The organism is Pseudomonas sp. 3B-A001-10F (assembly GCF_056313565.1).
In genome coordinates this window covers 45,744-58,465 of sequence record NZ_JBQYFW010000027.1, presented here as the reverse complement: position 1 = coordinate 58,465, position 12,722 = coordinate 45,744, and the positions used below count along the sequence as shown (strand labels likewise).

Below are 12,722 nucleotides of genomic sequence, written 5' to 3'. Positions count from 1 at the left end.
GTGCCACGTTCTCTGAAAAAAGGTCCTTTTATTGATCTTCACCTACTGAAGAAGATCGAAGTGGCGGCGGAAAAGAACGATCGCAAACCAATTAAGACTTGGTCGCGTCGTTCGATGATCCTGCCACAAATGGTCGGTCTGACCATCGCAGTACACAACGGTCGTCAGCACGTCCCAGTTCTCGTTAACGAAGACATGGTCGGCCACAAACTGGGCGAGTTCGCCGGTACCCGCAACTATCGCGGGCACGTGGCTGACAAGAAAGCCAAGCGTTAAGGGGTTAGGAAATGGAAGTAGCCGCTAAGTTGTCGGGCGCTCGAATCTCCGCCCAGAAAGCCCGCTTGGTCGCCGACCAGATCCGCGGGAAGAAGGTGGGCGAAGCGCTCAACTTGTTGGCTTTCAGCAGTAAGAAAGCCGCCGAGATCATGAAGAAAGTGCTGGAGTCGGCCGTAGCCAACGCCGAGCATAACGAAGGCGCAGACGTTGATGACCTGAAGGTCAGCACCGTTTTCGTCAACGAAGGGCGTTCGCTGAAGCGCATCATGCCACGTGCCAAAGGCCGTGCTGATCGCATCGTCAAGCGGTCTTGCCATATCACTGTCAAGGTTGCTGACAAGTAACGGAGTCGAAGAGATGGGTCAGAAAGTACATCCCATTGGCATTCGCCTGGGAATCGTCAAGGAGCACACCTCCGTCTGGTACGCAGACGGTCGGACTTATGCGGACTACTTGTTCGCAGATCTGAAAGTGCGTGAGTATCTCCAAGACAAACTAAAAAGCGCGTCCGTAAGCCGTATCGATATCCATCGTCCGGCCCAAACTGCACGTATCACCATCCACACTGCTCGTCCAGGTATCGTTATCGGGAAGAAAGGTGAAGATGTTGAGAAACTGCGTCAGGACCTGACCAAGCAAATGGGTGTGCCTGTGCACATCAATATCGAAGAGATCCGCAAGCCGGAGCTCGACGGTATGCTGGTTGCGCAGAGCGTAGCTCAGCAGCTGGAGCGTCGTGTAATGTTCCGTCGCGCTATGAAGCGCGCAGTACAGAACGCCATGCGCATTGGTGCCAAGGGCATCAAAATCCAAGTGAGCGGTCGTCTCGGCGGTGCTGAAATCGCACGTACTGAATGGTATCGCGAAGGTCGTGTGCCATTGCACACCCTGCGTGCCGACATCGACTATGCCAACTACGAAGCTCACACCACTTACGGTGTGATCGGTGTAAAGGTTTGGATCTTCAAAGGCGAAGTAATTGGTGGTCGCCAAGAAGAGCTGAAACCACAAGCACCAGCGCCTCGTAAAAAAGCTGCTAAGTAAGGGGTACGCCAAATGTTGCAACCTAAGCGTACGAAGTTCCGCAAGCAGATGACAGGCCACAACCGTGGTCTGGCTCAGCGCGGTAGCAAAGTCAGCTTCGGCGAGTTCGCGCTGAAGTCTGTAGCTCGTGGTCGTCTCACCGCTCGTCAGATCGAGTCAGCGCGTCGTGCTCTGACCCGTCACGTTAAACGTGGCGGCAAGATCTGGATCCGTGTATTCCCGGACAAGCCTATTTCCAAAAAGCCCCTCGAAGTTCGTATGGGTAAAGGTAAGGGTAGTGTGGAGTACTGGGTTGCCCAGATTCAGCCAGGCAAAGTCCTGTATGAAATCGAGGGTGTTTCTGAAGAGCTGGCGCGTGAGGCTTTTGCCCTGGCTGCTGCAAAGCTGCCGCTCGCCACCGCCTTTGTTAAACGGACGGTGATGTGATGAAAGCGAATGAACTTCGTGAAAAATCCGCACAGCAGCTGAACGAGCAACTGCTCGGCTTGCTGCGCGACCAGTTCAATCTGCGTATGCAGAAAGCAACTGGCCAGTTGGGGCAGTCTCATCTGCTCTCGCAAGTTAAGCGTGACATCGCTCGCGTGAAGACTGTGCTCAACCAGCAGGCAGGTAAGTGATCATGGCTGAAGCCGAAAAAACTGTCCGTACGCTGACTGGCCGTGTTGTCAGCGACAAGATGGACAAAACCATCACCGTACTGATCGAGCGTCGCGTAAAGCACCCGATCTACGGTAAATACGTTAAGCGTTCGACTAAGCTGCACGCGCACGACGAAACCAACCAGTGCCACATCGGCGACAAAGTCACTATTCGTGAAACTCGTCCTATGGCCAAGACCAAGTCTTGGGCGCTGGTTGATGTTCTCGAACGCGCTGTGGAAGTCTAAGGACTAGGGGTCGGAGAAATTATATGATTCAGACTCAATCCATGCTCGATGTGGCCGATAACAGCGGCGCTCGCCGTGTTATGTGCATCAAGGTGCTGGGTGGCTCCCATCGTCGTTACGCTGGTATCGGTGACATCATCAAAGTTACCGTGAAGGAAGCAATTCCTCGCGGTAAAGTGAAAAAAGGCCAAGTGATGACTGCTGTTGTAGTCCGCACTCGTCACGGCGTACGTCGTGCTGATGGCTCCATTATCCGCTTTGATGGCAACGCTGCTGTTCTTCTGAACAACAAGCAAGAGCCGATCGGCACCCGTATCTTTGGGCCAGTGACCCGTGAACTTCGTACTGAGAAGTTCATGAAGATCGTCTCGCTCGCCCCAGAAGTGCTGTAAGGAGATCCGACATGCAAAAGATTCGTCGTGACGACGAGATCATCGTGATCGCCGGCAAAGACAAAGGTAAGCGCGGTAAGGTGCTCAAGGTTCTTGCTAATAACCGTCTGGTTATCAGCGGTCTGAACCTGGTAAAGCGTCATACCAAGCCTAACCCGATGTCGGGCGTGCAAGGCGGTATCGTCGAAAAAGAAGCTCCACTGGACGCTTCTAACGTCGCCATTTTCAACGGCGAAACCAACAAGGCTGACCGCGTTGGTTTCAAAGTAGAAGACGGCAAGAAAATTCGTGTCTTCAAGTCGACCCAAAAAGCGGTTGATGCTTGAACACTGCTAGGTAGAAGACCATGGCACGACTAAAAGAGATTTACTGGAAGGAAATCGCACCGAAGCTTAAGGAAGAACTTAAGCTTTCGAACGTGATGGAAGTTCCACGCGTTACAAAAATCACCCTGAACATGGGTCTGGGCGAAGCTGTTGGTGACAAAAAAGTCATCGAGCATGCTGTTGCTGACCTGGAAAAGATCACCGGCCAAAAAGTCGTTGTGACCTACGCTCGTAAATCCATCGCTGGCTTTAAAGTCCGTGAAGGATGGCCGATCGGCGTCAAGGTGACTCTGCGCCGTGAGCGTATGTACGAGTTCCTGGATCGTCTGCTGTCGATCTCCCTGCCTCGGGTTCGCGACTTCCGCGGCCTGAATGCCAAGTCCTTCGATGGTCGTGGCAACTACAGCATGGGCGTGAAAGAGCAGATCATTTTCCCGGAAATCGACTACGACAAGATCGATGCTCTCCGCGGTCTGGACATTACCCTGACCACCACTGCCAAGAACGATGATGAAGGCCGCGCTCTGCTGCGTGCTTTCAAATTCCCGTTCCGCAACTGATTGGAGTAGGAAAATGGCCAAGAAGAGCATGAAAAACCGTGAGCTGAAGCGTCAGCTCACCGTTGCCAAGTACGCCACCAAGCGTGCAGCGCTGAAAGCTATCATCGTTGATCTGAACGCAAGTCCAGAAGCGCGTTGGGAAGCTACCGTAGCTCTGCAGAAGCAACCACGTGACGCAAGCGCTTCGCGCATGCGTAACCGTTGCCGCCTGACTGGTCGTCCGCACGGCGTTTACCGCAAGTTCGGCCTTGGCCGTAACAAGCTGCGTGAAGCTGCAATGCGTGGTGACGTACCAGGTCTGGTTAAAGCCAGCTGGTAATTGCTGTCAAAGTCTCGATGTTCGGGTTCGCAAGAACCTGACCATCGGTGGCCTTGAATCTGAATCAAGCCCCTTTTGGGGCTTGATTCATTTCTGGGGTGTGTCTAGAATGACCGGCTCGCCTGAGCCCGTGTTTTTCATGCCCGGAAGTTCTCGGCGACAAAGTAGTAGCCGCAAGGCTAATTTTTCTGTATTAGGAGCGTCTAGCCCATGAGTATGCAGGACCCGTTAGCGGACATGCTAACTCGAATCCGTAATGCCCAGATGGCTGAAAAGTCTGTCGTAAGCATGCCGTCTTCCACGCTGAAGGTGGCTGTAGCAAAAGTCCTGAAGGACGAAGGTTACATCGCGGATTTTCAGATCACCACCGACGCTAAGCCGTCGTTGTCCATCGAGCTGAAGTACTTCGAAGGCCGTCCGGTTATCGAAGAAGTGAAGCGCGTTAGTCGTCCAGGCCTGCGTCAGTACAAGTCCGTTGAAGATCTGCCGAAAGTTCGTGGCGGTCTTGGCGTGTCTATCGTCTCCACCAACAAAGGTGTGATGACGGATCGTGCTGCGCGCGCTGCCGGTGTCGGCGGCGAAGTTCTTTGCACTGTGTTCTAAGGGGGGATAAGCATGTCTCGCGTCGCTAAGAACCCCGTTAAGCTGCCAGCCGGTGTCGAAGTAAAATTCGCAGGCCAACAGCTTTCGGTGAAGGGTGCCAAGGGTACTCTTGAACTGAACATCCATTCGTCCGTTGAGATCGTTGAAGAAGCTGGTGAGCTGCGTTTCGCTGCTCGCAATGGCGATCAACAAACTCGCGCAATGGCCGGTACCACGCGTGCGTTGGTAAACAACATGGTCCAAGGCGTAAGCCAAGGCTTCGAGCGCAAGCTCCAGCTGGTCGGTGTTGGTTACAAGGCGCAAGCAAAAGGCACGGTTTTGAACCTGGCCCTTGGCTTCTCGCACCCAGTGGATTACGAACTGCCGGAAGGCATCACCGCTGAGACTCCTAGCCAGACCGATATCCTGATCAAGGGCATCGACAAGCAGCTGGTAGGTCAAGTGGCCGCTGAGATCCGCGACTTCCGTCCACCAGAGCCGTACAAAGGCAAAGGTGTGCGCTACGCGGACGAAGTCGTCCGTCGTAAAGAAGCCAAGAAGAAGTAGGGCATAGCAAATGACCGACAAAAAAGTTACTCGACTGCGTCGCGCTCGCAAAGCACGCCTGAAAATGCACGAACTCGAAGTCGTGCGTCTCTGCGTGTTCCGCTCGTCGCAGCACATCTACGCCCAGGTCATCTCGGCCGACGGCAACAAAGTCCTGGCAAGTGCCTCGACTTTGGATAAAGAACTGCGTGATGGCGCCACTGGCAACATCGACGCGGCCACAAAGGTTGGCCAGCTGGTCGCTACGCGTGCTAAGGCCGCTGGCGTCTCGCAAGTGGCTTTCGACCGCTCTGGCTTCAAGTACCACGGCCGCGTTAAAGCGCTGGCTGATGCTGCTCGTGAAGCTGGGCTGGAGTTCTAAGTTATGTCAAATAACGACCAAAAGCGCGACGAAGGCTACATTGAGAAGCTGGTTCAAGTTAACCGCGTAGCCAAAACCGTTAAAGGCGGCCGTATCTTCACTTTCACTGCGTTGACCGTGGTGGGTGATGGTAAAGGGCGTGTTGGCTTCGGCCGTGGCAAGTCGCGTGAAGTGCCTGCTGCGATCCAGAAGGCAATGGAAGCTGCTCGCCGCAACATGATCCAAGTTGATCTGAACGGCACCACTCTGCAGTACGCAATGAAGTCCGCTCACGGCGCTTCGAAGGTGTACATGCAGCCTGCTTCTGAAGGTACCGGTATCATCGCTGGCGGCGCTATGCGTGCTGTCCTCGAAGTTGCTGGCGTTCAGAACGTTCTGGCCAAGTGCTACGGCTCGACTAACCCGGTAAACGTGGTTCACGCCACTTTCAAGGGTTTGAAAGCTATGCAGTCTCCTGAATCCATTGCCGCCAAGCGTGGCAAAAGCGTCAAGGAGATCTTCTGATCATGGCTACCGTTAAAGTAACGCTGATCAAAAGCATGACCGGCCGCATCCCTAACCACAAACTGTGCGTTAAGGGTCTTGGTCTGCGTCGCATCGGTCACACTGTAGAAGTCCAGGATACTCCCGAGAATCGCGGGATGATCAACAAGGCTTACTACATGCTGCGTGTCGAGGGTTAATCGATGAAACTCAATGATCTGAGTCCAGCGCCGGGTTCCCGTCGCGAAAAGCATCGTCCGGGCCGTGGTATCGGTAGCGGTTTGGGTAAGACTGGTGGCCGTGGTCACAAAGGTCAGACCTCCCGTTCCGGTGGCACCATTGCTCCAGGCTTTGAAGGCGGTCAACAGCCGCTGCATCGTCGCCTGCCGAAGTTCGGTTTCGTTTCCCTGAAAGCCATGGACCGCGCAGAAGTGCGTCTGTCCGAGCTGGCTAAAGTGGAAGGCGACATCGTCACCGTGCAGTCCCTGAAAGATGCCAACGTGATCAACGTCAACGTACAGCGTGTGAAAATCATGCTGTCCGGTGAAGTGACTCGCGCTGTCACTATCGGCAAGGGAATCGGCGCCACCAAAGGTGCGCGTGCGGCTATCGAAGCAGCTGGCGGCAAGTTCGAGGAATAAATGGCTAAGCAAGGTGCTCTCTCTGCGCTCGGCAAAGGCGGTATGTCTGAACTCTGGGCTCGTCTGCGTTTTCTGTTCCTGGCGATTATCGTCTACCGAATAGGCGCACACATCCCGGTTCCAGGTATCAACCCGGACCGACTCGCAGACCTGTTTCGACAGAATGAGGGGACCATTCTTAGCTTGTTCAACATGTTCTCCGGCGGCGCGCTGGAACGGATGAGCATCTTTGCATTGGGGATCATGCCGTACATTTCGGCATCGATCATCATGCAACTGATGACAGCCGTCAGCCCGCAGCTGGAGCAGTTGAAGAAGGAAGGTGAAGCTGGCCGTCGCAAGATCAGCCAGTACACCCGCTACGGCACCGTCGTCCTCGCTCTCGTTCAGGCTATTGGCATGTCCATTGGTCTGGCGGGGCAGGGCGTTGCGTTCACTGGTGACTTTGGCTTTCATTTCGTCGCGGTATCCACTTTTGTGGCTGGTGCGATGTTCATGATGTGGCTGGGTGAGCAGATTACTGAGCGTGGTGTAGGTAACGGTATCTCGATGTTGATTTTTTCGGGTATCGTCGCCGGTCTTCCGAGAGCAATCGGGCAGTCTTTCGAGTCTGCGCGTCAGGGTGATATCAACATCTTCGCCTTGGTTGCCATCGGTTTGCTGGCAGTAGCGATTATCGGTTTCGTGGTGTTCATTGAGCGTGGTCAGCGTCGTATCGCTGTTCACTACGCCAAGCGTCAGCAGGGCCGCAAGGTTTTTGCTGCGCAGACTAGCCACCTGCCGTTGAAGGTGAACATGGCCGGTGTTATTCCGGCTATTTTCGCGAGCAGCATTTTGCTGTTCCCGGCTTCGTTGGGTGCCTGGTTCGGTCAGTCTGAAGGTATGGGCTGGTTGCAGGACATCTCGCAGTCGATCGCTCCTGGTCAGCCGTTGAATATTCTGCTGTTTAGTGCAGGGATTATTTTCTTCTGCTTCTTCTATACGGCGTTGATGTTCAATCCGAAAGACGTAGCGGAAAACCTGAAGAAGTCCGGTGCCTTTATTCCGGGCATCCGTCCAGGTGAGCAGTCGGCGCGCTACATTGATGGCGTTCTGACCCGCTTGACCATGTTCGGTGCTCTTTACATGACGGCCGTGTGTCTGTTGCCCCAGTTCCTGGTGGTTGCAGCAAACGTTCCGTTCTACCTTGGCGGGACCTCGTTGCTGATCGTGGTCGTGGTTGTGATGGACTTCATGTCCCAAGTACAATCGCACCTCGTTTCGCACCAGTACGAATCCCTGATGAAGAAAGCCAACCTGAAGGGTTACGGCAGCGGCATGTTGCGCTGAGTACCCATAAGGTTCGAGGAGTTGGTGATGAAAGTTCGTGCATCGGTGAAAAAGCTGTGCCGTAACTGCAAGATTATTCGCCGCGAAGGTGTTGTTCGAGTAATTTGCAGCGCGGAACCGCGTCACAAACAGCGCCAAGGCTGAGTGTGATTGTGCTTCAAGCCCGGTAGCTAGTGCGCTACCGGGTTGATTATTTGTTATTACAGCGATATTATCTCGCGCCCTATTTCTTGGCTTCCGGGGCGTAGGTAGCTGTCAATTGGAGTCCCACTGAATGGCCCGTATTGCAGGCGTTAACATTCCAGATAACAAGCATACTGTTATCTCGCTGACCTACATCTATGGTGTTGGTCGCACTACTGCGCAGAAGATCTGTGCAGTGACTGGGGTAAACCCAGCAGCAAAGATCAAAGATCTGAGCGACGAGCAAATTGAACAGCTGCGTGGCGAAGTGGCGAAGTTCACCACTGAAGGTGACCTGCGTCGCGAAATCAACATGAAAATCAAGCGCTTGATGGACCTCGGTTGCTATCGCGGTCTGCGTCATCGTCGTGGTCTGCCAGTACGCGGTCAGCGTACCAAGACCAACGCGCGTACCCGTAAAGGTCCGCGTAAGCCGATCCGCAAGTAATCGCCCCAGCGAATCGACAGGAATTTAATCATGGCAAAACCTGCTGCTCGTCCTCGTAAAAAAGTTAAAAAGACAGTGGTTGATGGCATCGCCCACATCCATGCATCTTTTAACAACACCATCGTGACCATTACCGACCGTCAAGGTAACGCTCTTTCCTGGGCTACCTCCGGTGGTTCGGGTTTCCGCGGTTCCCGCAAGTCCACGCCGTTTGCTGCTCAAGTAGCTGCTGAACGTGCTGGTCAAGCTGCGCTGGAATACGGCCTGAAAAACCTCGACGTTAACGTCAAGGGCCCAGGTCCAGGTCGTGAATCCGCAGTCCGCGCTTTGAACGGCTGTGGCTACAAGATCGCCAGCATCACCGACGTGACGCCAATCCCGCACAACGGGTGCCGTCCGCCGAAGAAGCGCCGCGTGTAATCCAGGAGATTGTAAAGAATGGCTCGTTACATTGGTCCAAAATGCAAACTCGCTCGTCGCGAAGGCACCGATCTCTTCCTGAAGAGCGGCGTGCGCGCGATCGAATCGAAGTGCAACATTGAAGCAGCACCTGGTATCCACGGCCAACGCCGCGGTCGCCAGTCCGATTACGGCACCCAACTGCGTGAAAAGCAGAAGGTCCGTCGTATCTACGGCGTTCTCGAGCGTCAGTTCAGCGGCTACTACAAAGAAGCTGCTGGCAAGAAAGGTGCAACCGGTGAAAACCTGCTGCAACTGCTCGAATGCCGTCTGGACAACGTTGTATACCGTATGGGCTTTGGTTCGACTCGTGCCGAATCCCGTCAGCTGGTATCGCACAAGTCGATCAGCGTTAACGGTCAGACCGTAAACGTTCCGTCGTATCAGGTTCGTGCTGGTGACGTGGTTGCAGTTCGCGAGAAAGCAAAAAACCAACTTCGCATTGTCCAAGCTCTCGATCTGTGTGCCCAACGTGGCCGCGTAGAATGGGTAGAAGTAGACACTGAGAAGAAGTCGGGCGTTTTCAAGAACGTTCCTGCTCGCAGTGATCTGTCCGCCGACATCAACGAAAGCCTGATTGTCGAGCTCTACTCCAAGTAAGGGCTAGAAAATAGGTGCATCCATGCAGATTTCGGTAAATGAGTTCCTGACACCCCGCCACATTGATGTGCAGGTTGTCAGTCCAACCCGCGCCAAGATCACTCTCGAGCCTCTCGAGCGTGGTTTTGGCCACACCCTGGGCAACGCGCTGCGACGCATCCTGTTGTCCTCAATGCCCGGCTGCGCAGTAGTCGAGGCCGAGATTGACGGTGTGCTCCACGAGTACAGCGCCATCGAAGGTGTACAGGAAGACGTAATTGAAATCCTGTTGAACCTTAAAGGTCTGGCCATCAAGCTGCACGGTCGTGACGAAGTTACGCTGACCTTGTCGAAGAAGGGTTCGGGGGTGGTTACCGCTGCCGATATTCAGCTGGATCATGATGTCGAGATCGTTAATCCCGATCACGTAATCGCTAACCTGGCGTCTAACGGCGCCCTGAACATGAAGCTCACCGTAGCTCGTGGTCGTGGTTATGAACCAGCCGACTCGCGTCAGAGCGATGAAGACGAAAGCCGCAGCATCGGTCGCTTGCAGCTTGACTCTTCGTTCAGCCCGGTTCGCCGTATCGCATACGTGGTGGAAAACGCCCGTGTCGAGCAGCGTACCAACCTGGACAAGCTGGTTATTGATCTGGAAACCAACGGTACTCTGGATCCTGAAGAGGCTATCCGCCGCGCTGCAACCATCCTGCAACAGCAGTTGGCTGCGTTCGTCGACCTCAAAGGTGACAGTGAGCCAGTGGTTGTCGAGCAGGAAGACGAGATTGATCCGATCCTGCTTCGCCCGGTTGACGATCTGGAACTGACTGTACGTTCGGCTAACTGCCTTAAGGCGGAAAACATCTACTACATCGGTGACCTGATTCAGCGTACCGAAGTAGAGCTGTTGAAGACTCCGAACCTGGGCAAGAAATCCTTGACTGAAATCAAGGACGTTCTGGCCTCCCGCGGTCTGTCCCTCGGCATGCGCCTCGACAACTGGCCGCCTGCAAGTCTTAAGAAGGACGACAAGGCGACTGCCTGATCGTCGTAATCACCGAACGTAGTGTTTGGTAAGGAATGAACCATGCGTCATCGTAAAAGTGGTCGTCACCTGAGCCGCACCAGCTCGCACCGCAAGGCCATGTTCCAAAACATGGCGGTGTCGCTGTTCGAGCACGAGCTGATCAAAACTACTCTGCCAAAAGCCAAAGAACTGCGTCGCGTTGCTGAGCCGCTGATCACTCTGGCCAAGACAGATAGCCTGGCTAACCGCCGTCTGGCTTTCGACCGTACTCGTTCGAAAGCTATCGTTGGTAAGCTCTTCAACGACCTGGGCAAGCGTTACGCTACCCGTGAGGGTGGCTACCTGCGCATCCTCAAGTGCGGTTTCCGCGCTGGCGACAACGCGCCTATGGCGTACGTCGAGTTGGTTGATCGTGCTACTGCCGGCGAAGCTGTATCCGCCGAGTAAGACGTCAGTCTGAAACAAAAAACCGGGCCTAGTGCCCGGTTTTTTGTGTCCGCAAGAAAATGCGCTGTTCATACAAGCTTCTGACATGTCTCTGTTGTCACTATGTGCCGGGAAACATAATTAGTAATTATCTATCGAAGCTTGCAAGTTAATGAATTTGTAGGTGTCACATGGATGATCGATACTTCCCAGCAAGCCGATTAGCCGGCAGTTTCAAGACTGACAGAGGAAGAAGACCGTATGAGCCAGATCAAAACGCTTACGACCGCCAGTGGCGCACCTGTCGCTGACAACCAGAATTCTCGCTCCGCCGGCCCACGTGGCCCGCTGCTGCTCGACGACTTTCACCTGATCGAGAAGCTCGCCCACTTCAACCGTGAAAACATTCCTGAACGTCGCGTTCATGCCAAAGGCTCGGGAGCTTACGGCACATTCACCGTTACCCGCGATATCACGGATTACACCAGCGCCAAGCTGTTTGAATCTGTTGGCAAGCAAACCCCGACGTTCCTGCGTTTCTCGACGGTAGGCGGCGAACGCGGTTCTGCCGACACCGAGCGCGATCCACGGGGTTTCGCGTTGAAGTTCTACACCGAAGAAGGTAATTGGGACATCGTGGGTAACAACACGCCAGTGTTCTTCATTCGTGATCCCCTGAAATTCCCAGACTTCATTCACACCCAGAAACGCCTTCCGCAAAGCAACCTGAAAAGCGCGCAGATGATGTGGGACTTCTGGTCGCATTCGCCTGAAGCCCTGCACCAGGTCACCATTCTGTTCTCTGATCGCGGTATTCCTGACGGCTACCGTCACATGCACGGCTTCGGCAGCCACACTTACAGTCTGATTAGCGCCCAAGGCGAGCGTCACTGGGTGAAATGGCACTATAAGACCAAACAAGGCATCAAGAATCTGGCACCGGCCGATGCCGCACGGTTGGCGGGCACTGATCCAGACTACGCCCAGCGCGACCTGTTCGAAGCCATCGAGCGCGGTGACTTCCCGAAATGGCGCGTGTGCATTCAGATCATGACTGAGGCCCAAGCTGCGGCACACTATGAGAACCCTTTCGACGTCACCAAAACCTGGTCGCAGAAAGAATTTCCGCTCATCGAAGTGGGTGAACTGGAACTGAATCGCAACCCGCAAAACTACTTTGCTGAAGTCGAGCAAGCTGCGTTCGGCCCAAGCAATATGGTGCCGGGAGTTGGTCTGTCGCCAGATCGGATGCTGCAGGGGCGCGTATTTGCGTACGCTGATGCTCACCGCTACCGCGTGGGTACCAATCACCAGCAACTGCCGGTAAACGCGCCACGCGGCCCGGTGAACACTTACCAGCGCGATGGCTCGATGGCGTTCGGCAGCAACGGTGGTGCAGCACCTAACTACGAACCGAACAGCTACACCGAAGCGCCGAAACAAGCTCCGCATTACGCTGAACCAGCGCTGGCCTTGAGTGGTTCTGCCGATCGCTACGATCACCGCGAAGATACCGATTACTACAGCCACGCAGGTGCGCTGTTCCGCCTGATGAGCGACGATCAGAGAGCATTGCTGGTCAGCAATATCGCCGGTGCCATGGCGGGCGTTTCCACTGATATCGTCGATCGCCAGTTGCAGCATTTCTACAAGGCCGATCCGGCGTATGGAGAAGCAATCGCAAAGCTGCTCAACGTACAGCTTAACGAAGTCTAAACGAGAAGCAGAACCGCCCTCATCTGGGCGGTTTTTGCGTTATTTAGGCTGCTTTTCTAAGAATATCTTCGCTTTTATTGCGCGAATCGGGTGACCTTCCGGTCAGCTTGGTTCAAAC

General features: G+C 54.4%; 24 protein-coding genes. All 24 read left to right on the top strand.

Going from position 1 to position 12,722, the window contains the following annotated elements:
• The 24 genes from rpsS (at position 1) to AC0ZWN_RS21655 (ending at position 12,604) form a co-directional block, all read left to right on the top strand.
• Positions 1-276 carry a 30S ribosomal protein S19 gene (gene rpsS, locus AC0ZWN_RS21770; protein ID WP_011336172.1) on the top strand — a complete coding sequence of 92 codons (276 nt, stop codon included), beginning with the start codon at positions 1-3 and terminating at the stop codon, positions 274-276.
• A gap of 11 nt (positions 277-287) precedes the next feature.
• Positions 288-620: a 50S ribosomal protein L22 gene (rplV, locus tag AC0ZWN_RS21765; protein ID WP_003103908.1), complete on the top strand. Its 333-nt coding sequence runs from the start codon at positions 288-290 to the stop codon at positions 618-620.
• A gap of 13 nt (positions 621-633) precedes the next feature.
• The gene (gene rpsC / locus AC0ZWN_RS21760) at positions 634-1,320 is read left to right on the top strand and encodes a 30S ribosomal protein S3 (protein ID WP_003176422.1); all 687 of its coding nucleotides are present in this window, start codon (positions 634-636) and stop codon (positions 1,318-1,320) included.
• A 12-nt stretch (positions 1,321-1,332) separates the two neighbouring features.
• Complete coding sequence (gene rplP / locus AC0ZWN_RS21755) at positions 1,333-1,746, top strand: 50S ribosomal protein L16 (RefSeq protein ID WP_007896757.1); 414 nt, start codon at positions 1,333-1,335, stop codon at positions 1,744-1,746.
• A complete protein-coding gene (gene rpmC / locus AC0ZWN_RS21750; RefSeq protein WP_002555481.1) occupies positions 1,746-1,937 on the top strand; it encodes a 50S ribosomal protein L29 in 192 nt (63 codons plus the stop codon). Before rplP ends, rpmC begins: the two co-directional genes overlap by 1 nt.
• Before the next feature lie 2 nt (positions 1,938-1,939).
• Positions 1,940-2,206: a 30S ribosomal protein S17 gene (rpsQ, locus tag AC0ZWN_RS21745; protein WP_003194644.1), complete on the top strand. Its 267-nt coding sequence runs from the start codon at positions 1,940-1,942 to the stop codon at positions 2,204-2,206.
• Between the two features lie 23 nt (positions 2,207-2,229).
• The gene (rplN, locus tag AC0ZWN_RS21740; RefSeq protein WP_002555479.1) at positions 2,230-2,598 is read left to right on the top strand and encodes a 50S ribosomal protein L14; all 369 of its coding nucleotides are present in this window, start codon (positions 2,230-2,232) and stop codon (positions 2,596-2,598) included.
• Positions 2,599-2,609: 11 nt separating this feature from the next.
• Positions 2,610-2,924: a 50S ribosomal protein L24 gene (rplX, locus tag AC0ZWN_RS21735; protein WP_008081905.1), complete on the top strand. Its 315-nt coding sequence runs from the start codon at positions 2,610-2,612 to the stop codon at positions 2,922-2,924.
• Positions 2,925-2,944: 20 nt separating this feature from the next.
• Positions 2,945-3,484, top strand: a complete 540-nt coding sequence (gene rplE, locus AC0ZWN_RS21730; RefSeq protein ID WP_003176415.1) for a 50S ribosomal protein L5 — start codon at positions 2,945-2,947, stop codon at positions 3,482-3,484.
• A gap of 13 nt (positions 3,485-3,497) precedes the next feature.
• A complete protein-coding gene (gene rpsN / locus AC0ZWN_RS21725; protein ID WP_003228726.1) occupies positions 3,498-3,803 on the top strand; it encodes a 30S ribosomal protein S14 in 306 nt (101 codons plus the stop codon).
• Between the two features lie 210 nt (positions 3,804-4,013).
• On the top strand, positions 4,014-4,406 hold the full coding sequence (rpsH, locus tag AC0ZWN_RS21720) for a 30S ribosomal protein S8 (RefSeq protein WP_007918458.1): 393 nt from the start codon (positions 4,014-4,016) through the stop codon (positions 4,404-4,406).
• A gap of 12 nt (positions 4,407-4,418) precedes the next feature.
• Positions 4,419-4,952: a 50S ribosomal protein L6 gene (rplF, locus tag AC0ZWN_RS21715; protein WP_003176412.1), complete on the top strand. Its 534-nt coding sequence runs from the start codon at positions 4,419-4,421 to the stop codon at positions 4,950-4,952.
• A gap of 10 nt (positions 4,953-4,962) precedes the next feature.
• A complete protein-coding gene (rplR, locus tag AC0ZWN_RS21710; protein ID WP_003186037.1) occupies positions 4,963-5,313 on the top strand; it encodes a 50S ribosomal protein L18 in 351 nt (116 codons plus the stop codon).
• A gap of 3 nt (positions 5,314-5,316) precedes the next feature.
• Complete coding sequence (gene rpsE / locus AC0ZWN_RS21705) at positions 5,317-5,817, top strand: 30S ribosomal protein S5 (protein ID WP_003186035.1); 501 nt, start codon at positions 5,317-5,319, stop codon at positions 5,815-5,817.
• 2 nt (positions 5,818-5,819) lie between these two features.
• Positions 5,820-5,996: a 50S ribosomal protein L30 gene (gene rpmD, locus AC0ZWN_RS21700; protein ID WP_003176408.1), complete on the top strand. Its 177-nt coding sequence runs from the start codon at positions 5,820-5,822 to the stop codon at positions 5,994-5,996.
• 3 nt (positions 5,997-5,999) lie between these two features.
• Positions 6,000-6,437: a 50S ribosomal protein L15 gene (rplO, locus tag AC0ZWN_RS21695; protein WP_003228720.1), complete on the top strand. Its 438-nt coding sequence runs from the start codon at positions 6,000-6,002 to the stop codon at positions 6,435-6,437.
• Positions 6,438-7,766, top strand: a complete 1,329-nt coding sequence (gene secY / locus AC0ZWN_RS21690) for a preprotein translocase subunit SecY (protein ID WP_003228718.1) — start codon at positions 6,438-6,440, stop codon at positions 7,764-7,766.
• A gap of 27 nt (positions 7,767-7,793) precedes the next feature.
• Positions 7,794-7,910: a 50S ribosomal protein L36 gene (gene rpmJ / locus AC0ZWN_RS21685; protein WP_002555468.1), complete on the top strand. Its 117-nt coding sequence runs from the start codon at positions 7,794-7,796 to the stop codon at positions 7,908-7,910.
• Between the two features lie 130 nt (positions 7,911-8,040).
• Complete coding sequence (rpsM, locus tag AC0ZWN_RS21680) at positions 8,041-8,397, top strand: 30S ribosomal protein S13 (RefSeq protein ID WP_003186020.1); 357 nt, start codon at positions 8,041-8,043, stop codon at positions 8,395-8,397.
• Between the two features lie 30 nt (positions 8,398-8,427).
• Positions 8,428-8,817 (top strand): 30S ribosomal protein S11, encoded by a 390-nt coding sequence (rpsK, locus tag AC0ZWN_RS21675; protein ID WP_002555466.1) that lies wholly within the window; start codon positions 8,428-8,430, stop codon positions 8,815-8,817.
• Positions 8,818-8,835: 18 nt separating this feature from the next.
• Positions 8,836-9,456: a 30S ribosomal protein S4 gene (gene rpsD / locus AC0ZWN_RS21670; RefSeq protein ID WP_003176404.1), complete on the top strand. Its 621-nt coding sequence runs from the start codon at positions 8,836-8,838 to the stop codon at positions 9,454-9,456.
• 22 nt (positions 9,457-9,478) lie between these two features.
• Complete coding sequence (locus tag AC0ZWN_RS21665) at positions 9,479-10,480, top strand: DNA-directed RNA polymerase subunit alpha (RefSeq protein ID WP_003186012.1); 1,002 nt, start codon at positions 9,479-9,481, stop codon at positions 10,478-10,480.
• 42 nt (positions 10,481-10,522) lie between these two features.
• Positions 10,523-10,909 (top strand): 50S ribosomal protein L17, encoded by a 387-nt coding sequence (gene rplQ / locus AC0ZWN_RS21660; protein ID WP_003176402.1) that lies wholly within the window; start codon positions 10,523-10,525, stop codon positions 10,907-10,909.
• Positions 10,910-11,149: 240 nt separating this feature from the next.
• On the top strand, positions 11,150-12,604 hold the full coding sequence (locus tag AC0ZWN_RS21655) for a catalase (RefSeq protein ID WP_476336465.1): 1,455 nt from the start codon (positions 11,150-11,152) through the stop codon (positions 12,602-12,604).
• The last annotated feature ends 118 nt before the right edge of the window (positions 12,605-12,722 follow it).

Coding starts and splice junctions, on each gene's coding strand:
- rpsM (WP_003186020.1), top strand. CDS start 8,041: ATGGCCCGTATTGCAGGCGTTAACATTCCAGATAACAAGCATACTGTT.
- rplO (WP_003228720.1), top strand. CDS start 6,000: ATGAAACTCAATGATCTGAGTCCAGCGCCGGGTTCCCGTCGCGAAAAG.
- rplF (WP_003176412.1), top strand. CDS start 4,419: ATGTCTCGCGTCGCTAAGAACCCCGTTAAGCTGCCAGCCGGTGTCGAA.
- AC0ZWN_RS21665 (WP_003186012.1), top strand. CDS start 9,479: ATGCAGATTTCGGTAAATGAGTTCCTGACACCCCGCCACATTGATGTG.
- rplN (WP_002555479.1), top strand. CDS start 2,230: ATGATTCAGACTCAATCCATGCTCGATGTGGCCGATAACAGCGGCGCT.
- rplR (WP_003186037.1), top strand. CDS start 4,963: ATGACCGACAAAAAAGTTACTCGACTGCGTCGCGCTCGCAAAGCACGC.
- rpmD (WP_003176408.1), top strand. CDS start 5,820: ATGGCTACCGTTAAAGTAACGCTGATCAAAAGCATGACCGGCCGCATC.
- secY (WP_003228718.1), top strand. CDS start 6,438: ATGGCTAAGCAAGGTGCTCTCTCTGCGCTCGGCAAAGGCGGTATGTCT.
- rpsQ (WP_003194644.1), top strand. CDS start 1,940: ATGGCTGAAGCCGAAAAAACTGTCCGTACGCTGACTGGCCGTGTTGTC.
- rpsH (WP_007918458.1), top strand. CDS start 4,014: ATGAGTATGCAGGACCCGTTAGCGGACATGCTAACTCGAATCCGTAAT.
- rpsK (WP_002555466.1), top strand. CDS start 8,428: ATGGCAAAACCTGCTGCTCGTCCTCGTAAAAAAGTTAAAAAGACAGTG.
- rplE (WP_003176415.1), top strand. CDS start 2,945: ATGGCACGACTAAAAGAGATTTACTGGAAGGAAATCGCACCGAAGCTT.
- rpmJ (WP_002555468.1), top strand. CDS start 7,794: ATGAAAGTTCGTGCATCGGTGAAAAAGCTGTGCCGTAACTGCAAGATT.
- rpsN (WP_003228726.1), top strand. CDS start 3,498: ATGGCCAAGAAGAGCATGAAAAACCGTGAGCTGAAGCGTCAGCTCACC.
- rpsD (WP_003176404.1), top strand. CDS start 8,836: ATGGCTCGTTACATTGGTCCAAAATGCAAACTCGCTCGTCGCGAAGGC.
- rpsC (WP_003176422.1), top strand. CDS start 634: ATGGGTCAGAAAGTACATCCCATTGGCATTCGCCTGGGAATCGTCAAG.
- rplP (WP_007896757.1), top strand. CDS start 1,333: ATGTTGCAACCTAAGCGTACGAAGTTCCGCAAGCAGATGACAGGCCAC.
- rpmC (WP_002555481.1), top strand. CDS start 1,746: ATGAAAGCGAATGAACTTCGTGAAAAATCCGCACAGCAGCTGAACGAG.
- rplQ (WP_003176402.1), top strand. CDS start 10,523: ATGCGTCATCGTAAAAGTGGTCGTCACCTGAGCCGCACCAGCTCGCAC.
- rpsE (WP_003186035.1), top strand. CDS start 5,317: ATGTCAAATAACGACCAAAAGCGCGACGAAGGCTACATTGAGAAGCTG.
- rplV (WP_003103908.1), top strand. CDS start 288: ATGGAAGTAGCCGCTAAGTTGTCGGGCGCTCGAATCTCCGCCCAGAAA.
- rplX (WP_008081905.1), top strand. CDS start 2,610: ATGCAAAAGATTCGTCGTGACGACGAGATCATCGTGATCGCCGGCAAA.
- AC0ZWN_RS21655 (WP_476336465.1), top strand. CDS start 11,150: ATGAGCCAGATCAAAACGCTTACGACCGCCAGTGGCGCACCTGTCGCT.